General features: G+C 40.0%; 20 protein-coding genes. 15 read left to right on the forward strand and 5 right to left on the reverse strand.

What is annotated here, in order from left to right:
* Nucleotides 1-252: 252 nt before the first annotated feature.
* The 4 genes from lexA to AC5JMF_RS18425 all read left to right on the forward strand — a co-directional run bounded on the left by lexA (nt 253) and on the right by AC5JMF_RS18425 (nt 5,219).
* Nucleotides 253-858 (forward strand): transcriptional repressor LexA, encoded by a 606-nt coding sequence (gene lexA / locus AC5JMF_RS18410; RefSeq protein WP_495797168.1) that lies wholly within the window; start codon nt 253-255, stop codon nt 856-858.
* A 188-nt stretch (nt 859-1,046) separates the two neighbouring features.
* Nucleotides 1,047-2,528, forward strand: coding sequence for a DNA phosphorothioation system restriction enzyme (locus AC5JMF_RS18415; RefSeq protein WP_495797169.1), 1,482 nt, complete (start codon nt 1,047-1,049; stop codon nt 2,526-2,528).
* A gap of 448 nt (nt 2,529-2,976) precedes the next feature.
* Nucleotides 2,977-3,150: a hypothetical protein gene (locus AC5JMF_RS18420; RefSeq protein WP_495797170.1), complete on the forward strand. Its 174-nt coding sequence runs from the start codon at nt 2,977-2,979 to the stop codon at nt 3,148-3,150.
* Nucleotides 3,147-5,219 (forward strand): AAA family ATPase, encoded by a 2,073-nt coding sequence (locus tag AC5JMF_RS18425; protein WP_495797171.1) that lies wholly within the window; start codon nt 3,147-3,149, stop codon nt 5,217-5,219. Before AC5JMF_RS18420 ends, AC5JMF_RS18425 begins: the two co-directional genes overlap by 4 nt.
* 197 nt (nt 5,220-5,416) lie before the next feature.
* Here AC5JMF_RS18425 and AC5JMF_RS18430 read toward each other — a convergent pair whose 3' ends face one another.
* Nucleotides 5,417-5,998: a hypothetical protein gene (locus AC5JMF_RS18430; protein ID WP_495797172.1), complete on the reverse strand. Its 582-nt coding sequence runs from the start codon at nt 5,996-5,998 to the stop codon at nt 5,417-5,419.
* A 218-nt stretch (nt 5,999-6,216) separates the two neighbouring features.
* Here AC5JMF_RS18430 and AC5JMF_RS18435 point away from each other — a divergent pair, with 218 nt between their 5' ends.
* On the forward strand, nt 6,217-6,678 hold the full coding sequence (locus tag AC5JMF_RS18435) for a DNA phosphorothioation-associated protein 4 (protein ID WP_495797173.1): 462 nt from the start codon (nt 6,217-6,219) through the stop codon (nt 6,676-6,678).
* Nucleotides 6,679-6,731: 53 nt separating this feature from the next.
* Here AC5JMF_RS18435 and AC5JMF_RS18440 read toward each other — a convergent pair whose 3' ends face one another.
* From AC5JMF_RS18440 to AC5JMF_RS18450, 3 genes are all read right to left on the reverse strand, one after another.
* A complete protein-coding gene (locus tag AC5JMF_RS18440; RefSeq protein ID WP_495797174.1) occupies nt 6,732-8,726 on the reverse strand; it encodes a ParB N-terminal domain-containing protein in 1,995 nt (664 codons plus the stop codon).
* 6 nt (nt 8,727-8,732) lie between these two features.
* Nucleotides 8,733-9,386: a GIY-YIG nuclease family protein gene (locus AC5JMF_RS18445; protein ID WP_495797175.1), complete on the reverse strand. Its 654-nt coding sequence runs from the start codon at nt 9,384-9,386 to the stop codon at nt 8,733-8,735.
* 102 nt (nt 9,387-9,488) lie between these two features.
* Nucleotides 9,489-11,087, reverse strand: a complete 1,599-nt coding sequence (locus AC5JMF_RS18450; protein WP_495797176.1) for a DGQHR domain-containing protein — start codon at nt 11,085-11,087, stop codon at nt 9,489-9,491.
* Nucleotides 11,088-11,251: 164 nt separating this feature from the next.
* On the opposite strand from AC5JMF_RS18450, the gene dndC reads away from it, so the two are divergent.
* Nucleotides 11,252-12,856 (forward strand): DNA phosphorothioation system sulfurtransferase DndC, encoded by a 1,605-nt coding sequence (gene dndC, locus AC5JMF_RS18455; protein WP_495797177.1) that lies wholly within the window; start codon nt 11,252-11,254, stop codon nt 12,854-12,856.
* Between the two features lie 83 nt (nt 12,857-12,939).
* On the opposite strand, the gene AC5JMF_RS18460 is transcribed toward dndC, so the two are convergent.
* Complete coding sequence (locus AC5JMF_RS18460) at nt 12,940-13,185, reverse strand: helix-turn-helix domain-containing protein (protein WP_495797178.1); 246 nt, start codon at nt 13,183-13,185, stop codon at nt 12,940-12,942.
* 121 nt (nt 13,186-13,306) lie between these two features.
* Between AC5JMF_RS18460 and AC5JMF_RS18465 the strand changes: the two genes are divergently transcribed.
* The 9 genes from AC5JMF_RS18465 (at nt 13,307) to AC5JMF_RS18505 (ending at nt 21,372) form a co-directional block, all read left to right on the forward strand.
* A complete protein-coding gene (locus tag AC5JMF_RS18465) occupies nt 13,307-13,561 on the forward strand; it encodes a hypothetical protein (protein ID WP_495797179.1) in 255 nt (84 codons plus the stop codon).
* A gap of 180 nt (nt 13,562-13,741) precedes the next feature.
* Nucleotides 13,742-15,733, forward strand: coding sequence for a DNA sulfur modification protein DndD (dndD, locus tag AC5JMF_RS18470; RefSeq protein ID WP_495797180.1), 1,992 nt, complete (start codon nt 13,742-13,744; stop codon nt 15,731-15,733).
* A 172-nt stretch (nt 15,734-15,905) separates the two neighbouring features.
* Nucleotides 15,906-16,157, forward strand: coding sequence for a hypothetical protein (locus AC5JMF_RS18475; RefSeq protein ID WP_495797181.1), 252 nt, complete (start codon nt 15,906-15,908; stop codon nt 16,155-16,157).
* Entirely contained in the window at nt 16,154-16,501 is a 348-nt protein-coding gene (locus AC5JMF_RS18480) for a type II toxin-antitoxin system PemK/MazF family toxin (protein ID WP_495797182.1), read from the forward strand. The genes AC5JMF_RS18475 and AC5JMF_RS18480 overlap by 4 nt, the downstream gene beginning before the upstream one ends.
* Before the next feature lie 29 nt (nt 16,502-16,530).
* The gene (gene dndE, locus AC5JMF_RS18485) at nt 16,531-16,917 is read left to right on the forward strand and encodes a DNA sulfur modification protein DndE (protein ID WP_495797183.1); all 387 of its coding nucleotides are present in this window, start codon (nt 16,531-16,533) and stop codon (nt 16,915-16,917) included.
* A gap of 609 nt (nt 16,918-17,526) precedes the next feature.
* Nucleotides 17,527-18,984 carry a DNA phosphorothioation-associated putative methyltransferase gene (locus AC5JMF_RS18490; RefSeq protein ID WP_495797184.1) on the forward strand — a complete coding sequence of 486 codons (1,458 nt, stop codon included), beginning with the start codon at nt 17,527-17,529 and terminating at the stop codon, nt 18,982-18,984.
* Nucleotides 18,985-19,090: 106 nt separating this feature from the next.
* Entirely contained in the window at nt 19,091-20,596 is a 1,506-nt protein-coding gene (locus AC5JMF_RS18495) for an AmpG family muropeptide MFS transporter (protein ID WP_495797185.1), read from the forward strand.
* Nucleotides 20,581-20,985, forward strand: a complete 405-nt coding sequence (locus AC5JMF_RS18500; RefSeq protein ID WP_495797186.1) for an ABC transporter permease — start codon at nt 20,581-20,583, stop codon at nt 20,983-20,985. The genes AC5JMF_RS18495 and AC5JMF_RS18500 overlap by 16 nt, the downstream gene beginning before the upstream one ends.
* Before the next feature lie 246 nt (nt 20,986-21,231).
* The gene (locus tag AC5JMF_RS18505) at nt 21,232-21,372 is read left to right on the forward strand and encodes a DUF8624 family small hydrophobic protein (protein ID WP_495797187.1); all 141 of its coding nucleotides are present in this window, start codon (nt 21,232-21,234) and stop codon (nt 21,370-21,372) included.
* Nucleotides 21,373-21,458: the final 86 nt, after the last annotated feature.

Raw genomic sequence — 21,458 nt, forward strand, 5'->3', positions numbered from 1 at the left:
GGGACTGGGGACTGGGGACTGGGGACTGGGGACTGGGGACTGGGGACTAGGAATTTAGAGAATAATTAAACAAAACCTCTATCTATGTACTGAGATACGTAAAAAAGCATAAAATTCCCAATTCCCAATTCCCATTCCCACTTTTTAAGTTTTAACTTTTTCTCTTCATTTTTTTAATTTATATCTTGTTATGGGAAGTTTTTTGTAGTACTAATGTTCTAGGGACATTTGTAATTACTTCCCGGCAAATATATGGAACGTTTAACAGAAGCACAACAAGAACTTTACGAATGGTTAGCAGAATATATCAGAATGCATCAGCATTCGCCTTCTATTCGGCAAATGATGCAAGCGATGAACTTAAAATCACCTGCACCAATTCAAAGTCGGTTAGAACATTTACGGACTAAGGGATATATAGAATGGAGTGAGGGGAAAGCGCGGACTATTCGGATTTTACGTCCTGTGAAGCAAGGTGTACCAATTTTAGGGGCAATTGCTGCTGGTGGTTTAATTGAACCTTTTAATGATGCTGTAGATCATTTAGACTTTTCTAATTTCTCACTACCTCCCCAAACCTACGCCTTGCGGGTAGCTGGCGACAGTATGATTGAGGATTTAATTGCCGATGGAGATTTGGTTTTCTTACTTCCAGTACCAGAACCAGATTATCTCAAGAATGGCACGATTGTTGCAGCCAGAGTTGATGGCTATGGTACTACATTAAAACGTTTTTATCGCAGCGGCGATCGCGTCACCCTCAAGCCTGCCAACCCCAAGTATAATCCCATTGAAGTCAACGCCATGCAAGTACAGGTGCAAGGTTCTCTAGTTGGTGTTTGGCGTGGTTATAACTGAGGAATGGGGGTACTGGGGAATGGGGAAGAGAATAATTCTTGAGTGTTGATGTCATGTGCAGCTAATCGCTGATTATTCAAATGTCTTTGCGTCCCCGCGTCTTTCCGTCTCCGTGTCAGTCCATATCATAAGTCTTCAAGCGGACATGATATGTAAATTTTAGGGTTCATCACTACCGTTGTTGATTTATGTACCTGACATCAAATCCAGTGCAGCAACTGCCTACTTTCAGACTGAAGATCCCATTTGTCAGGGAAGGTAAGGGTAGTTATCAAACTCGGCAACCATTACCAGGCTGCCCAAGAATGCCTCTATCTCTGCAATTGCGTCAGTATCAGCGACAAGCTATCACTAGCTGGTTTGCTAACAACGGTAGAGGAACGCTAAAAATGGCGACTGGTAGTGGTAAGACAATTACAGCATTAGCGATCGCTTGTGAATTATACCAACAGATTAACTTGCAAGTCTTGTTGGTAGTCTGTCCTTACCGTCATCTTGTCACTCAATGGGCACGAGAATGTCAAAAGTTTAATTTACAGCCGATTTTAGCTTTTGAGAATTTATATACCTGGCAAAGTCAACTTTCTACTCAAATTTACAATCTGCATTCTGATTCTCAAAGGTTTGTCACGGTAATTACCACCAATTCCACATTAATTGGCGATGGCTTTCAGTCGCAACTCAAGTATTTTCCTGCCAAGACTTTAATTATTGGCGATGAAGCCCACAACTTAGGGGCACCCAAATTAGAGGAAAGCTTACCACGCGGCGTGGGGTTGCGACTGGCTTTGTCTGCTACGCCCCAAAGGTATTTTGATGACGATGGCACTCAATCTCTATTTGGTTATTTCGGCCAAGTTCTGCAACCAGAGTTCACTTTAAGGGATGCGATCGCTCAAGGTGCTTTGGTACATTATTTGTATTATCCGGTTCTGGTGGAATTAACTGAAGCTGAAAGTATTGCTTATTTAAAGTTAACAAAAAAGATCGGGCGATCGCTGTTATTTCGAGAACAAAAAAATGGCGAATCGGGATACTTTGAAGACAATGAAGATTTAAAGCCTTTGTTAATGCAACGTGCCAGATTAATTGGTACAGCTGAAAATAAATTAAATGCTTTGCGAAAAGTTATGGTGACTCGACGTGAAACCACTCATACACTTTTCTATTGTAGTGATGGTTCACAAGAAGTTGGAGGGCGTTCATCGTTACGTCAACTCAAAGCTGTTGCCAAAATTCTTGGGGTGGAATTGGGGTATAAGGTAAGTACTTATACGGCGCAAACTTCTCTAGCAGAACGGGAAACTTTACGCCGTCAATTTGAGAGTGGTGAATTGCAAGGTTTGGTGGCAATTCGTTGTTTAGATGAAGGTGTTGATATTCCTGCAATTCAAACTGCGGTGATTTTATCAAGTTCTGGTAATCCCCGTCAGTTTATCCAACGGCGAGGACGAGTTTTACGCCCTCACCCAGGTAAGGAAAGGGCGACTATATTTGACATGATTGTTTTACCACCAGATTTGGATCGGGAAACTATAGAGGTTGAACGCAATCTGTTAAGAAAAGAATTGCGGCGCTTTGTGGAATTTGCCGATTTAGCTGATAATGCTGGGGAAGCGAGGATGAAGTTATTAGCTTTACAAAAGCGGTATGGGTTGTTGGATGTTTGATAGGGGAAATATTTTCACGCAGAGGCAAGGCAGCGCGTTGCGGAGCGAGTGTGGTCTTGGGGGTTTCCCCCATGAACAACTCGCGTCGGGATTCCCCCCGTTGTAGCGACTGCCGCGCAGAGACGCGGAGAGTAATGGGAGGATTTTTGTAAATTTTTTATTGATATTCTAGCAGTAGGGCCGATTGTATGAAATAATTAAGTAATCTTAATCATAATGAGGATAGTTGCAAAATTTTTAAAGGCGCAAACACCCCATGATTAAAAAAATAACTTATGCAATTATAATATCAGGAAATATTGTAAAAATAAAGCAATTTTTCCAAAAAGATTTGACAATTTAAAGTTACAGTTGACGATAAATAAAGATAAGCATAACAGTGATATGCAGGTGTTATTCCAACTGTGAAGAAGGTTAAGATAGAGAAAAAATCTATTTAAAAACCAAGATGTCGCAAGAACTAAATATCGATGATGTGCAGGAGCCAATTACTAGTGCTTCACCAGAAGTGCGGCAAATTATTGAACGGGTATGGCAACTGGAAAAAAGTAGGCTGGATAAGAGAAGTAACAGCCCAATCAACGATGATATTTTGTTAATTGTGAAGGAAGCAGTACGATGAAACTGACTTCAATTAAGCTGTGCAACTTTCGCTCATTTTATGGCACAACACCAGAAATCGTCCTAGCGGGCGGGGATGCTCAAAACACAACGATTATTCATGGCAATAACGGGGCGGGAAAAACCAGTTTACTAAATGCATTCACTTGGGTATTATATGAGAAATTTAGTGCAGCATTTGCGTCAACAGAACAGTTAGTAAATAAACGAGCGATCGCAGAAGCTCAAAAAAGACAAGCTATAGAATGTTGGGTAGAAGTAGCATGGGAACATGATAGTAAACGCTACCGAGTAAAGCGCTCTTGTAAGGTTTATAAAAACGAAAGCGATTTTGAAGCCAGCAAAACCCAATTAACCATGTGGGTAGGTGGTGATGACGGTAAATGGTACTTCCCACCGCAACAACCAGAGGATATAATTAATCAAATTTTACCGGGTAGTTTGCATCAATATTTTTTCTTTGATGGAGAGCGCATCGAACAAATTGTGCGTTCCGACAAGAAAGCAGAAATTGCCGAAGCTACTAAAATGCTCTTAGGCGTAGAAGTCATCAATCGTTCCATTAAACATCTAGGTGAAACGAAGAAAACTTTAGAAAACGAATTAAAAGCCATTGGCGACTCAGAAATCAAACAGTTGCTACGACAGCAAGAAAAAATAGATCAAGAGATTGCCAGAATCAATCAGCGACAAAGTGAAATCAAACAAGAACTAGAATATCAACAAACTTTTAAAAAAGAAACAAGTCAAAGATTACGAGAACTGAGTGCAGCCAAAGAATTACAAGAAAGAAGGCAAGAATTAGAAAATCTCAAAAAATCAAATCAAGAAAACCTCAGACAAACTAGAGAAGAACTAAAAAAAGTTATCTCGGCGCGGGGATACACCGTATTGCTGTCGGAAACCACAGCACAATTTCGAGCAATTATCACTAACCTAAAAGAGAAAGGAGAGTTAAATCCGGGAATTTCACGAGAATTTGTTGATGAATTAATTAAATCTAACCGCTGCATTTGTGGTACAGAACTACACCAAGGCAGTCATTCTCATGAACATGTAAAAACCTGGTTAGATAGAGCAGGTTCATCAGTAGTAGAAGAAACTGCAATTAGGATCAGCACTCAAGTAGATGAAATTGATAAACAAGCAACGGCATTTTGGGAAGAGATTGACAAAGAGCAAGCAAGAATTAATCAGTTACGGCAGACAATCTCTCAAACAGAAAGCGAATTAGATAACATTCAAGAAAGATTGCGAAAAGATGCTAATGAAGAAATTAGCAGTTTACAAAAACGCTTCGATGAGATTGAAAGTAAAATCGATGAATTAAATAGAGAACAGGGTGCAAATCAACAGCAAATCTCTCATCTCAAAGCTGAACTCGATACCTTGAGTAAACAAATAGCCAAGCAAAAACTAAATGAAGAAAAGCAAGTATTGGCACAACGAAGAATTAGCGCTACTCAAGATGCAATTGAACGGTTAACAGAAGTCAAAAATCGCCAAGAAAAGCAATTTCGTCTGCAATTAGAGAAACGAGTACAAGAAATCTTCACCGAAATTTCCTTTACTCCATACATTCCTAAAATTAGCGAAAAATATGAACTCACCTTAGTAGAAAATACAGCAGGTATAGAAGCATCCGTTGCAGCTTCCACAGGTGAAAATCAAATCCTCAGCTTATCATTTATTGCCAGCATCGTTGACAGAGTTAGAGAATGGAGTGAAAAACGAAAAATGCTGATGCTACCAGATAGTAGCACCTTCCCAATTATTATGGACTCGCCTTTCGGTAGCTTGGATGAAATTTATCGGCGGCGAATAGCTAAGACAATTCCCAAATTAGCAAATCAGTTGATAGTGCTGGTAACTAAAACTCAATGGCGAGGTGAAGTAGAAGAAGAAATGATAGATAGAATTGGTAGAGAATATGTGCTTACCTACTATTCCTCTAAACCAGATTGTGAACAGGATTATATTGAGTTAGATAGAGAAAGATATCCTTTGGTAAAACAAAGCCCCAACGAGTTTGAGTATAGTGAAATTCTCGAAGTTGAACGTGATTGGTAAGCTCTGGCGATTAGAAATCACAGCTACGCAGACAAAACCCACCTCCGTGGGTTTAATAGCTTTGATTTTATGTTAGTCTGCGGAGGCAGACTAAGCTTTGTGTAGGAGCGAATTCTATCGCCTAAAACTTTTAAAATATCCTCTTATGTAAAAGCAATACAACAAGGGCATAAAAACATATCTTTCCCCATTCCCATTTAGTTAACTATATCCCAGTTAACTTTAAGAATACCTCGATTATCATCATAACCCTCAGCATGATCATTAATATAAAAATCAATTTCTTCGTCTGCTTCCAAGGGTAAAACCATATTTTCACCAGCGTGGTAGCATTTTCCTTTGCGTATGTATATTAATGCTCCTAATATCTGATCTGGACACTTTAACTGCTTTTTCGTAGATTCATCAATTTCTCTTGTATAACCTTCGGCTGTGACATCTTCATATCCATTGTTTGCTTTTCCCACAGCCCATTGCCCATTAGCATGAAAGTGTACTTTTATTTTGTTTTTATTATTTAAAACCTTAAATTTACAACCATTTTGATTGTAAGCTTTTACTTCAAAATTTCCACTACTTGTCTGTTGAGTACAACTAGAAGTATTAGTTTGAGCCTGTGGTGGATTTGCAGATGAAGCCTGAGTATTTTGACTAGAAAAAAGACCAGCTGTGTGAAGACTGGCAATCAATCCACCTATGGCTGTGATTATACCAGTTGCTGCCGTAATGATTCCAGGTAAAGTACTCCAAAAATTACCTTGCTTTTCATTTTCACTCATACATTCAACTCTGATATTGATTACGAGAAATTACGCAAGTTATCTTTAATGATTTGAATTGACTGTGTAAATATACACAAAAGTAAACTTATCGTAAAGCTAGTATATCCTCGCTGATTCTGTCAGTCACTCCGAATAAGTATCAGTTTTTAGCAATTTAGAGAGTGCGATCGCTTTTCGCTTTCGGTTAAAATGGCAACAAAGTAGATATTGAGATCATGGCTGCAAACAGAATCAGGGTTGCCAAAGATAAGGCTGAGTTAGTGAAAGAGCTAGTAGCATCAAAGGACACAACAGGGCCTTTTCAAACCTATGTAGAAGTGATGGTGTTTGCAGCAGCGTTAGGTGTTAAACATAAAAAGCGCGTTCCTTTGGAAGTAACTGCTAAAGATTTATCACCACTGCGGCAGGATTATTTTTCTAACAGCTTTGCTCTATTAATTAATTTATTAGCTATTACCGAAACAGAAGATATTAAGATTCTTAGTGATGCTGATATAGCTGACGAACAACGGATTCATATTTTTGAAGAGTATGCAAATGGCGGACTAGAAATTCTGCAAAATGAACTACGGGGAGCAGTAGACTATTCGGAGAGACTACTATTAATTCTTAGTTCTGAAAGATTTCAAGATTACGCAGAAGTGGAGGAATTTGATCTCAGCAAATTCCTTTCTTAATTTTACTTCAGTTTATTTGACACTTTAATAATACTGTGTATTTGTATTTATCATTATTCCGAATCAAGTTCATCTTCTTCCAAGTGTATAGAAACGGAAGGTTGATTATGTAATTCTGGTAAACCAGCAGCAAGCAAAGCAGAGAATCTATCACGAACCATTTCTTCTTTTTGCTTATTATTTATTTTTTCATGTTCTCTACCATAAAAGGTAACATTATCAAAACCTTTGTATAATATTTTATGAGCATCAGTACAACCAGGCCATTGAGCTTTGTTTATATCTGCGCCAAAGAAGTTTAGTAGCTTTCGTCTCGACAAAATTTGATAACCATTGGCAGTATCGATTTCCATTTTTTGAGAGCCGAAGTACCACAAGGATAATAAGGAAAATATTCTATCTTCTACTGCTTTGTTGACCTTGATTTTTTCGTTTCCAGGGTTTGTAGCTACAAATGTCCATAGACGCAATGAGTAATCTGGCAAGGGAGCATCAACTCTAAGAATATTTTTATCATATAACCTATCTAAGAATTTCAGAACATCATTTATATTACCTAAGTTTGTACCTTTATCTTTATAGTCAAATTCTACTATTTTCCCTAAACGAATCATAGCCTTCTGGAATATAGCCTTAAAAGCCCACTGATTGTCTTTAATACTAGCAATATAATCTTGATGAGCTAGTATTTCCCGTTTGTTCCAATCACTATCTCTAGCAATCTCTTGCTCCCTAATGATCCCTTTATGTTTACTGGTTTGAGCTTGAAACTTACCAAAAGTTCCCTCAATTAAATCATGCTCTCGTGCATATCCGAGTAATTCACGGTATGGTTTAAAATCTAGTAAAAGTTTAAGCATCCAGGGACGAAAATTTACTTTAAAACCTTCTATTGCCGAATTGAGATAATTCTCTGGTATTCTTGTAAATGGTGTAACAGGTTCTCCATCTTCATCACAATAATCTTCTATATAATATTCTTTAAGAGAACGCCCTTCATAATGAATTTCCCCATCATTGATGCCAAGTGCAGAGTCAATGCTGTCGATGAAATCGAAAACATACTTCTTTTCCATTGGATCGCGTGGTGGTTTTAGATCCAATATCGCCGAAACTAACAAATCTAAATGAACTAGTGAATTTAAGTAGTATGAACTATCAAATCGGTTTAAATTTTCCTGCCAGCGTATGAGAGATAAAGGCAGTCTATCTCTCGCATCTTGAGCTGTACTTTTAGTCAGTAATGTTCTGACACATTGGGCGCTAAGACTCTTATCATCCAGGATTAGCTCTCTAGCCTTATCCACTGTCTTAGCATTTTTATTCAAATCAGTAAATAATTCACGAGCAATTCCGCGAATGGAATAGTCTGCTTCGCTCTGAACATTCTGAAAACCACTACCAGGATGAAGTAAAACGAACAAGACTGGAATTTTAGTTTGTTGTTCCACTGTACGGAGAGTTCCACCCCGAAACTTTTGATCTTCACGAAAAGTTCGGAGTGCCCAAAGACGGTGTTGTCCATCTACTGCTACTGCCAATACTCGATCTTCATCCCACCGAAGTCGAGCAGAGAGTCCATAAGAAACGAATTGAACACCACCAAAGTTTGCAACCTTTGTTTGTGGGTTATTCCATTGTCCATCATCAGGATCAGTACCATCCCAAGGAATAGGAGGAGGATCGATATTTGTAGAATCATCGAAATCATCCTGGATTTTGCCATCTGCTCCCTTCGGCATCAATACAATAGTAATTGCATTGAAAAACTTAAGCTTCTTCGGATCTAAAAGGTAGCCTTTAACAATCTCATTTTCCACTCTCTTTTCATCAATTTCTCTTTGGAAAAGTTCTTTTAAAGACCATTTAGTATCAAGTGAAGCGGGAATTTGTTCAGCAATCTTAAGCTCATCAATAGCACGGTTAATTTCCATCAACGAAAGGAAGTAGGGAAGTGCTATTCCCTCTGATAATGTGTATATTCCAGTTAACCCATATAGAGGTTTATTGAATCTTGCTTTTCCTTCATTGTTTGAGAATATAAGCATTTTGTGTTAACCGTACCTAAGAGTAAATGATGGAAGAAATAACCTAGATAATATATCTTCAATTAGTTTGTCTGAAGCAAGTTCAGAGCATTCAGAGTATTCATCAACTTGATTCTCCAATTCATCGGTTTCATTGAAACCAGTTGGGTAAATGCTTGAATCGCTATATGAAGTGTGAATGATTAGAAGCCTGCATCGATTAATTCTATGCCCAGCAGATGCTAGTCTTTCGCGTAGAATGCTACCTTCACTAAGATGGCTACGAATTCGATAGTATAAGTTAGTTGCTTTTCCTATATATAGTGGCTGCTGAAATATTAGGGAATTGTTCAGGAGCATAAAAAGCAGTTGACGAAAACATGAATCGGCAGCTAACTCTGTCAGTAACCTCTCTTTAGAAAATGAAGTCTCAGGTTGAAGTTTTATCCTATGTGCTGGAGGAAGTTTTGTTTCTCTGGGAGCCGAATGCTCCTTACAAAGTTCTTTAAGAATATAGTTAACAAAGGTTTCAGGATCATTTATTGCATTATGATCAATCTCAAAACGACGATACCAAGCATATACACCACTGATATTATTAGGGATGCGGTTTAAAACAGCGCTATTTCCACGCATTTGTGCTAAATCATACAAAACAACGTTTTCACTTAGCTGTTGCACAGAATTATTGTCATGTAACCATGCCACGGAGTAGACTCCCTTTATACATTAAGTATCAGGGTAGCATAATATTTTATCCTAGGGGGATGCAATAATTAGCAGTTACAGAATAAGTGGAAGCCCTACAGCTTTCGGTTCAACAAACTTACCATCAAAACTAATTGTTTTATTTTCTACAGTTCTAGCATTAGCTAAAGCCTTACGAAGTTCAGCACGTTCCATTTGATCCTGAATTCCACCTAAAATGTAAATTAGTAACTTCGCCGCCAGTTCTCGTCCAGCAACCTGCACCCGCTTTTTATTTGGGTCATACAAAACCCCATACCAGAGAGATTGAGGATACTCCATGCCGCTAAAGCCGCCTTGTTGGTCGAACTTCCGCAGTTTCTTAAAGATATCTGCTAGCGAAAAACCTTTTTTGAAAACCAAAATTCCCAAAGCTTGAGCTAGTGCTACTTGACCAACAGGACGAAACAGCATATTTCCTTCACCGCCTTCCTTTTCAAAGCTGAAGCGTCGCAAAGCAGGTGTATCCTCATCTTCAAGCAGTTTATAACTAGGAAAACTAGCTAAATAATCAAATAGCTGTCTAAATTCCTCAATTCCTTGCTCAAGTTCGTCATCTTCTGGTCGCATAGGAATTAAACCTTTATCAGAGGGTTTCCAGTGAGGGAACCTTTGCCTCAAATATCGTTCCGACATATCTTGTAAAGCTTGCAACGTTGTTAAAACAGTAGAATTACTTGCCACCGTCGCACTATTCCAATTAACGCGAGGGTTACGGTTGTGCTGTTGTTCTAAAAGTGGATGCGTAACCGCGATTTTTCTGGCAACAATCGAAAAACCGTCGTCTTCATTCAGTTGTGCTAACTGGCCTTTAGTCAAGGGTGCAGCCATCAAGTTGACATGCACAAAAATAGACCTTACCCGCCGCCTAGCCTCAGTACGGGTTTCTCCCGCCCCAACTGCACAAATGAACTCAATACCAATTCTTTCCTTTGGCAAGCTTTGCAACTCAGCAGAATCTATTTGATATTGATTTGTCAACTCATTAATAGTAATGACAGAATCATCAGCAGTTTTATCTTTTTTATAACGTTGGAGTTTACCAGTTTTGAGCAATTCCATGAGTCCCTGTACGCCCATCAACCGATGTTGACCGTCCAATGCATAAATGGTCACATCTTCTTCAGAAATATTGAGTAAACCAACTTTACCGTCTTTATCTAGAGGCGTGAAATCTGTCGTAGATTTTAAAGCTATGCCTTCACTGTCCCACTCAGCAGCTTTGAGATTATCTACCCACGCTTGATTAATAACTACAAGCACAGCGGGAAATTTATGGTTCTTCCTAGCAGCTAAATACTGTACCAAAGCAGCTTGACGTGACCAGTCAAGAGGACGCTGCTGAATTTCATCGATGCTATCTGCGTCAATTTCGACGTTATCGGTTTGTGGGTTGTACTTTTTCTGAAGCAACGGTAAACCAGAGGCAAAGTGAACACGACCTGCAAACCATTCCAAGGTGACAGAACCAACATAAGCCTCAGTACCGCCCATCTCTGTTTTTTGAACAAGAATCTGATCCTTTTTTCCCAGAAACTTCTCTAGCAGCAAGGCCAGTACCTGTTTATCCTTAGTTTCCCGTTCCAGATATTCTTTAGCGATGTCAGTCGTTGCGTCAGATGCACTATCTTTCATAATGGTTTTTGAAAACTGAAGAATTTGACACAAATTAATTTTCTATAAAATTTAGTTAGTATAACCAAGTTTTTAAAAATTATACCCTTTACAATACAAAGGTTCCCTTTGCAGTTAAGATTACAAGGGCAACTTAAACCCATGTCTAGATAGGATAAGGAAAAATGGCTACAGCAAAACAGCCATATAATAAAAGTCAGCAAGCACGTACAGTTGCAGAGTTAGTAGAAGACATAGAGAATCTTACCAAAGAAATCCAAGAGTTATACTGCTCAGATCAAATCCCTTGGGTATTAGGAGTTTCGTGGGGAAAAGATTCTACTGCAACATTACAGCTAGTCTGGAATGCGATCGCCACTCTGCCTAAAGAAAAACGAACTAAAACAATCCATGTAATTACGACTAATACTCTGGTAGAAAATCCTATTGTGTCTACTTGGGTACGTAAATCTTTGGAACAGCTAAAGTATGCGGCTGAAGAACAAGGAATGCCTGTTAAACCCCATCTACTTCAACCTATAGTTAAAGACACATTTTGGGTAAACCTGATTGGCAAAGGCTACCCAGCCCCACGCAACCAATTTCGTTGGTGTACCCAGCGCTTGAAAATTAATCCCGCTAACTACTTCATTCGTGAAATGGTTCGAGCAAATGGGGAAACAATTCTTGTTTTAGGTACTCGCAAAGCTGAGAGCGCAAAACGTGCTGCCACGATGGAAAAACATCAAATTCGTAGAGTGCGCGATCGCCTCAGCCCTAATGCGAGTTTACCTAACTCTCTAATTTATACACCCATTGAAGATTGGAGTAACAATGAAGTTTGGATTTACCTTAACCAGTATGAAAATGCTTGGGGAAGAAGTAATAAAGAATTATTTAATATGTATCGAGGTGCAACAGCAGATAATGAATGCCCCTTGGTTGTTGATACTTCTACTCCTAGTTGTGGTGATTCCCGATTTGGTTGCTGGGTTTGCACACTAGTCAATCAAGATAAATCGATGGAGGCGATGATCCAAAATGACGAAGAGAAAGAATGGATGCAACCTCTACTCGACATACGTAATAAATTAGATATCAGAGATGATCGCGACAAAAGAGACTTTCGCCGCATTTGGGGAGAAGTTCAACTATTTGAACGCAATTTAGAAGGAGAAATTTCTATTGAACCAATACCAGGCCCATATATCAAATCTTGGCGGGAACATTTGTTAAGACGAGTCTTAGAAGCCCAAACACAAATCCGTCAAACAGCGCCAGAAAATATGCGCGACATTACTCTAATAACTCTAGAAGAACTAAGCGAAATTCGGCGTATTTGGCTCGAAGAAAAACATGAGTTTGATGACAGTTTACCTCGCATTTATCAAGAAGTGACAAAAGAAGAATTCCAAGACCCCCGCCCCGGTGCTGGCTATAGTCTACTCGGTAGCGATGAATGGACTGTACTAGAAGAAATCTGCGAAGGCGATGCTATGCATTTAGAACTCATGGCAAAGCTATTAGATACGGAACGCCAGTACCGCAAAATGACTCGTCGCGTGGGAATATACGACACCCTAGAGAAATGCTTTAGCACAAGTTCGCGTTCTCAAGAGGAAGCTATTAAAAATGCTCACTTAAAGCGAGATTTGAAAACAGCTATTGATAAAGGCGATGTTGAAAAGGTCAAGCAGCTAACTTTGGGGGATGCTGTGGATGAAGGTGATAGTGAAAGTGGTAAACAGTCATCTTGGGGAAGCATAAAATTTCAAAATAGTAATTCGTAATTCGTAATTCGTAATTCCTAGACCTGTTGCATAAATCTTTTTTTGTTTCGCGCATAGACACTGTTTTATAACACTGTGATGTACTAGAGTTGTTCGTCGTTCTCTGTAGAGTCCTCCAAGTACAGTTTGATAAACTCTTGCGCCGCCACTGGATTAATTTTTTTCAGCGCATCGCGAATCTCTAGCACTGTATCAGCAACAGGATCTCTAATTTCATTCACCCAGCGGTGAATGTTTGGTCTTCCTGTTCCCATTGTCACTGCTAAGTGATTTTGACTAATACCATAAGTTTCCAACACCCGTTTCAATGCTTTTCCTGCTTTTCCCATGCCTTTGATTGTGTCAAAGGCTCATAACCAAGTAAATGTTACCCATCGGTAACAAAGGGTGTAAGATAGTGAAGTTACCGATAGGTAACACCACATCTTACTAGCAAATGGGTAAATTCCAATGGCTACAAGCTTTCTAACAGATATTTTTCCAACTCCTACGCTGTCTGTTTCCCCCACCACTCCTACTGAAACAACACCAAACAGAGAACCTGTAAAAGTGGTGATTTTTGGTTCTAAAACAGGTGTCAACAGTACAATTCTGACTCTCTACAAACTCGGTTTTGCTCAAGTTAATGAATGGAGTCCTCTATTACCTAGTTCTAACCCTGGCGAAGTGATGAGTATTTTAACTCGCTATATTCTGACAAATTGACCATAATTCAACTCATGAAAAATGTGGTAGGGTGAGCAATGCACACCCTACGAAAACCTGGCGAATATAATTCGCTTTCACCTAGCCAATAAATTGTGTTAACAGTCCGCGAAGGCGGACTTTGCCTGTATAGCTGCGAATTATATTCGCCTAATATTATAAAAAACCGAAATAAAATTAATGATATTTCTTGAACTTGTTCTACAATACTTTGGCCCATATAGCGGTCGTCAAATTATCAACCTTGATCCAAAAATTGATGAAGAAAATTCTTGTCCGATTATCCTCTTAGGTGGGATGAATGGCGGTGGGAAAACAACCTTAATGGATGCCATTCGTCTTGCACTTTATGGACATCGCGCTCAATGTTCTACTCGCGGCAATTTAAGTTATCCTGATTTTCTTAGTCAATGTGTTAATAGCCAAACTCCTGCACATGAGAAAACCCAGATTGAATTGTTATTTGAACACATCCAAGATAGTAAACCAGTAAAATATCGAATTATCCGCAGTTGGACAAGAAATCCTAAAGAAGGTAAAGATAATTTAGGTATTTATGAAAAAGATGATGATTGGCGTGATGATGCTTTAATTAATACTTGGGACGATTATATTGAAAATCTCCTTCCTTTAGGAATTTCTAATTTATTTCTCTTTGATGGTGAACAGGTTAAAGAACTAGCAGACCAAGATGAACCTCCAGTAGTTGTGGTAGACGCTATTCGCGGACTTTTAGGTTTAGAGTTGGCGGAACGTTTGGCGATTGATATAGAGATTTTAGCTAATCGCAAACGTAAAGAACTTGCCGATACTAAAGATTTAGCAGATTTAGAGGAAATTGAAGAGAAACTCAAACAGCAACAAAATGAATATGAAATAACTAATAATCAACAAGAAAAATTAAAAATAGAGTTACAAAAGTCCGAAAAAGAAAAGCAAGAAAAGTTTGATAAATTCGTTTCTGAAGGTGGTAAAATTGCGGCTGAACGGAATCAACTAGGATTACAGCAAAAGCAAAAAAATGCTGAGGTAGAACAAGCACGTCAGGGAATGTGTGAATTAGCAGCGGATATTTTACCCCTAGCTTTGATTGAAAATCTACTTACCCAAGCACAACGACAGGGAGAAACAGAGTTTCGCATTCAACAGGCACAAGTAGCCAGTGATTTATTATTTGAGCGAGATAAACGTTTACTTAGTTGGATTAATCAAGTTGGAATTTCAGATGAACAAGTAGAAAAAATCAAAGTATTTTTAGAGCAAGATGAAGAAACATTGCGAGCAAGTTTTCTGCAAGCGGAAGAATCTTGGTTATTAGCTGATGCGGAAACTTTGAGTCAATTGGGTAATATTTTCTACTATCTACAAAATTTTAAAAATATTACTAAGCAGCAATTAAAAATTCTGAAAACTAAAGAAGAAGAAATAATTACGCTGGACAGACAAATCCAAACGGCGGCTGAACCTGAAGCTTATAAACAATTAGTTGATGCTCTAGAAACAGCACAAGATAAAGTGACTAAAATCAAGGCTGCTAGCGAAGTCGCCAAACGCCACTGTGATGAATTGAATATTGAGATTACAAATATCAAAAAGAACTTACAAAAATATACTGATGAAAATCTTGACCGTAAAAATTACGAACATATTATTGCGGCTGCTGCTAAAGTTCAAGATACATTAAAAGTTTTCCGCGAAAAATTAACCCTCAGAAAACTAAATAAACTAGAAATTGAAGTTACGGAATGCTTTCGCTACTTGCTGCACAAATCTGACTTAGTGCATCGTGTTGTTATCGACACCAACACCTTTAGCCTCTCACTTTATGACTTAAATGGTCAACTTGTCCCTAAACATCGTCTCTCGGCTGGCGAAAAACAACTACTAGCGATCGCTTTCCTCTGGGGTTTAGCCAGAGTCTCTGGACACCGCCTTCCAGTAGCCATTGACACGCCACTAGGCAGACTCGACTCCTCCCACCGCAGCAACTTAGTTGAACGTTACTTTCCATCCGCTAGCCATCAAGTAATCTTACTTTCCACCGACACCGAAATCGGTAAAAAAGAAGTAGAAACACTGCGAAAGAATGAAGCGATCGCCCGCGAATACCTCCTCAAATACGACTCCTCTACCCGCCAAACAACAGTGATAGAAAATCAGTATTTTTGGTAATAGATATAGTTTAGTTAGCGATGTCTAATGACAAGCCCTTCGGGTTCGGCAGTTCACAACCGACGGAAACCGCCAGGACTGCGACTGCCTCACTGCTGCGCGTCTACGCAATTTGTTTAAGCTTAAGTATTTACAATATATCTAACGACCGTTGGAAAGTAGATAGGTAATTATGATATCACCACATTTACAAAAAATAGAGCGCGATCTACGTACTCTGTCAATAGAAGAACTAGAATGGCTCTTAGAACGTATCACAAGACAAATGGAAGAGAAGAAGCAAATATCAAATAATTTTACTAATGTTGAATATATGAATGAACAACTAGCTACAATGGCTATTGATTTAGAAATACAATCAGAAATTGTCTCTATCAATCATGAATTTAGTATTACAGAAATGGATGGTTTAGAAAGATTGTGAGTATTGAAAGAAGACAAATTTATTTTGTTAATCTTAATCCAGCACAGGGACGAGAACAAGCCGGAACACGACCAGTTTTAGTTTTATCTATAGATGCTATCAACCAATTACCTTTGGTTGTGACTGTAGTTGTAGGCACGAAAGGAACAAATATTAAGCGTGATTATCCAACTAATATACGATTATCTCCAAGTGATACTGGATTGTTAATAGAAACAGTATTTTTATGTTTTCAGATTCGTTCTTTAGATCCAAATCGCTTTCCTGCTGACGCAACTGGCAATATTTCTGACTCCAAGATGCTTGAAGTTGAAACTACGGTTCGCTACTGTTTAGGTTTATAAGTGAAAACTATCTCAATTATCCTTGAACCATGGAATCCCCAATCGAAAGAATTAAACTATCCCAAACAGCCAAAGACCAACTCCTTAAACTCAAACGCAACACCAAAATCGACCAATGGAACATCCTCTGTCGTTGGGCATTTTGCCGTTCCCTAGCAGAACCAACACCACCCTCCCCCGTACCCATTCCTCAAGACAGCAACGTCGAAATGATTTGGCGCATCTTCGGCGGTGAAATGTCCGATATTCTCCTCCTCGCGCTCAAGCAACGCTGTCATAATGACGGCTACCCCACCGATAAAGAAACCCTCGCCACCCAATTTCGCCTACACCTACATCGCGGCATTGGTTACTTAGCAGGCGATCCAAATATCAAGAAAATTGAAGATTTAATTGCACTAGCGATTAAAGATTGAAAGGATTTGACACTCCCTGGGCTAAAGCCACAGGGATTCTTGGTTCAACGAGTCCACTTAGATTAAACCCCTTGCGGTATCTAAAAAAGAGGTGGTTCTCTCCACGCCATTTGCTTCAAGTCGGCAAAGCCGCCCAACGCACTGGCTCCCAAGCGTTGACTTTCCGAGTGCCCCTCGGTAGTTGGATATTCCAAAATTTGTTTGATTTAAATTCTGATTGTCTAGTTCCTATGAAGATTTTACCTATTCCTGGGAAGGAACTAGAACTATGGAATAGAACGCCATATCTTCAATTGTCAAGGTGCAGATTGCCGTGAGGCAGCTAGGTTTTTATACAGGTTAATTACCGTTCCTGTTGAGTTCAATTGTACTATATATTGACTCAGGCCTAAACGCCCCCTAAGCGCCTTCATCCCTCGCCTGAAGTCCGAAAAACGCAACTACGTTGCTGTTTGTCAAGGGTTTTCGGCATTTTCCTTATAAGGTAATAGGCGAAAAAATAGGATGTACTCAAAAATTACGAATTACGAATTACGCGCTTCGCAGCGTAAAGCCTGCGGCATAGCTTAGCTTAGAGCGAGTCCTCGAGCGTCATTACGAATTATCCTTATGTCCGAAACGCTAGAAATCGAGCGTCACAGAGCTGCGATCGCTCGCACTGACATCTCTCGTCCTGTAAAATTGGCGATAGAATCGGCAATCCTGCATCAAGACACCACTTTTTTTGACTACGGTTGTGGCTATGGCGGTGATGTGCAACGAGTAGCCAACTTAGGCTACACCAGTGCAGGTTGGGATCCTTACTACTACCCTGATACATCAATCATCCCTGCTGATGTCGTCAATTTAGGTTACGTTCTCAACGTCATCGAAGACACCCAAGAACGCCGTCAAAGCCTAATCAAAGCCTGGGAACTCACACGTCAAGTCTTAATTGTCGCAGCTCAAATACTAATTAACGCTCCTAGCAAAACTCAACTAGCTTATAACGACGGTATCGTCACTCGCCGTAATACCTTCCAGAAATATTACCAACAAGAAGAACTCAAAACTTACATTGATGAAGTCTTAAATGTAGATGCGGTGCCAGTGGCACTAGGAGTTTACTTTGTTTTTCGTGATGAAGCCGAAAAAGAAAACTACAAAGCTATCCGCTTCTTTTCTCGCACTTCCACCCCACGAATCCGCATCCCCACCAAACGGTTTGAAGACTATCAACAACAACTCGAACCATTGATGGCCTTTTTTACCAAACGTGGCAGACTGCCTGTAAAAGGTGAACTAGCCAATGAACAAGAATTACTTAGCGAATTTGGTAACTTTCGCCGGGCCTTTGCCGTAGTTTTGCAAGCTACCGATGAAGTCGAATGGGATGCGATCGCCTATCGTCGTTCATTAGATATTCAAGTTTACCTTGCTCTCACCCACTTTGATCAACGCCCCGCATGGCAAAAACTAGCACCAGAAATACGTCACGACATCAAAGCCTTTTTCGGTAATTATGAAGAAGCTTGTCAAGTTGCCGATCAAAAACTTTTTAGCTTAGGTAAACCAGGAATTATTCAAACCGCTTGCGAAAAAAGCAAAATTGGTAAACATACACGCACAGCCCTTTACGTCCATGTTACGGCATTAGCAGCACTCGATCCCCTACTGCGAATTTATGAAGGCTGTGCTAGTCGTACCATTGGACGTGTAGATGGTGCCACATTGATCAAATATCACACTGATAAACCGCAAATATCCTACCTATTCTATCCAGAATTCGATACTGACCCCCATCCAGCATTAAAAGCAAGTATAACTATTGACTTAAAAACCTTATTGATCACTCACCGAGACTACGCAAGTAGAGCTAATCCCCCAATTTTGCACCGTAAAGAAACGTTTGTTACCAATAACTACCCACTTTATCAAGAATTTGCTAAACTCACCCAACAAGAACAGCAGTTAGGATTGCTCAATTCCAAAAGCGATATCGGGACTCGTGAAGGTTGGGAAAAATGCCTAACCGCCCATAGAGTAGAAATTAGAGGGCATCAAGTCTATTTAGAGGGAACATCCTGAATTTATATTTCAGCCAAGTAAGTTTTGGTAAGTTGGCATCTAAATTAAAAAGCAGCTATGGCAAGATAACTGCAATTCGCTGAGGTGATTAAGGAATGTTTAAACGATGAGAGAAGTTCAAGCACTACGACAAGCCATCCAAAGTCGTAAAATGGGGGCTTTGTTACTGCTGGGCTTTGCATCTGGATTGCCCTTGTTCTTGACCAGTAGAACATTGCAGTTGTGGATGCAAGACGCCAAGGTTGATATCGGGAAAATTACTTTATTTGGTTTACTGGCCTTACCTTATTCCCTAAAATTTTTGTGGTCGCCGTTACTAGATAGATTTGTACCACCATTTTTAGGAGCAAGGCGAGGCTGGCTAGCACTAACTCAACTAGGATTAACATTAGCGATCGCAACTCTAGCATTGCAACAACCTGCCCAAAACGATGCTGTGCTGCTAGGACTAGTAGTTAGTTGTCTAGTCATCACATTTCTCAGTGCAACTCAAGATATTGCCGGGGATGCCTATCGCACCGACGTTCTTACCCCTCTAGAAGCTGAAGCAGGCGCATCGGCTTGGGTTCTCGGCTATCGCGTAGCTTTATTCGTCACCAGTTCCCTAGCTTTGGTTTTAGCAGACCACATTCCTTGGAATGCGGTCTACTTACTCATGGCTGCTTTGATGGCAGGAAGTATATTTGTTACCTTATGGGCCCCAACAGAACTTACAGGACGCGCTGATTCTGCACCCATATCTATTAAAGATGTAGTTTTTCTGCTGTTTATTATTGCATTAGTAGCTGGGTTACTAGGAGGCGTTTTTATCGGTTTTATCCCTCTACCTATATTTTATTGGCTATTAACGGGTTTAATATTGGCTTGGATAGGCGTATCTTTATTATTACCTGATGAGCTACTAGGTGAAGATAGGGAGAATAGTCCACCTCAAAATTTGCAAGAAGCTGTTTTCTTGCCAACCAAAGAATTTTTTCACCGCTTTGGATGGACACAAGCTGGTTTAATTTTGATTTTTATCATCCTCTATAAGTTGGGTGATTCTTTGGTGGGGATCACAGCCAATCTGTTTTTGCGAGAAATCGACTTTACCAAAACTGAAATTGGCACCATTCAAGCCGGCATTGGCTTTATCGCCACGACTATTGGCGTATTAGCCGGCGGCGTCATCATGACCAAAATCCACATCAATCGTAGTTTGTGGATATTTGGCATCCTACAACTACTCAGCAACCTGGGTTATTATGCCTTAGCGATCGCAGGCAAAAATTATTCGTTATTAATCCTAGCAGTCAACATCGAAAACTTTAGTGTCGGATTAGTGACAGTAGCGACAGTAGCATTTTTAATGAATCTTTGTAACCATCGCTTTACAACTACTCAGTTTGCTCTATTCTCTAGCTTGATGGCCATTAGTAGAGATGTGCTTTCTGCTCCGGCAGGAACTTGGGCTAAGGCTACGGGGTGGCGTTCATTTTTCTTACTCACCCTAGTGGCTGCCTTGCCTGGATTACTACTTTTACCTTTTGTTGCACCCTGGAACCCTCAACCAGTGGCAATCTCTAGACCAGGACTGGACGAACAAGAAGAGGATATATGGGAAGTCAAGTAGTTATTACTGTTGGCACGTTCATTCTTTTAGTCACCGGCTTATTACTTGGCTATGTTCTCTCGCAACTAGTTCTGGGGTATCTCACATTTAACCTCTTAACTTTTTTTGGCACACTCAGCCTCATTTTAATTTTTGGTACACTTTATTACGTTTTATTTTGGCAGTTGCGGCGAGAACAGTCCCACTCATCATACAGTGCAACACCAAGTCAGATAGACGAAAATGAAGTATCCGAGAGCTATCTCAAAAATAGGCTGATCGCTAAATTATCTGGTGATATTGCCGCCGCCGAGCGATTAATCGAACAAGCAAAAGAGAAATATCCCGGAATGCCAGAGGATTGGTATTGTGAAAGAGTACTCGATGACTTAGAACGCGATCGCCGATAATAAAGCAGATGAGGGGGAAGACGCGAAAAGAGGAAGAAGACGCGGAGAGAGGGAGACGCGGTGAGTCCAGTGTTGCGGGAGGGTTTCCCTCCGCAGACAACTGGCGAACCCGTAAGGGGGACGCGGAGAAATTTTCATTTAAATTCCCCGCGTCCCAGTGTCCCCGTGTCCCCGCGTCCCCGTGTCCCCGCGTCCCCGTGTCCCCGTGTCCCCGTGTCCTCTTAATTCCCCATTCCTCAAACAAACATGTCTATTTTTCGTCAGTACATCGCCCCATTACTTGTAGTATTAGTATTTATCTTTGCTCTAGTGGCAGTTAGCGCTCGTATTTTTTTACCCTCCGACATGGCAGCACCCGCACCAATTGAAGAAATTCGTAATTCGTAATGACGCTCCTTCGTCGCTAACGCTGCGCTAACGTAATTCGTAATACTTCGACTGCTTCGACTACGCTCAGCACAAGTTCGCTCAGT

The sequence above is a fragment of the Desmonostoc vinosum genome (genome assembly GCF_059505385.1).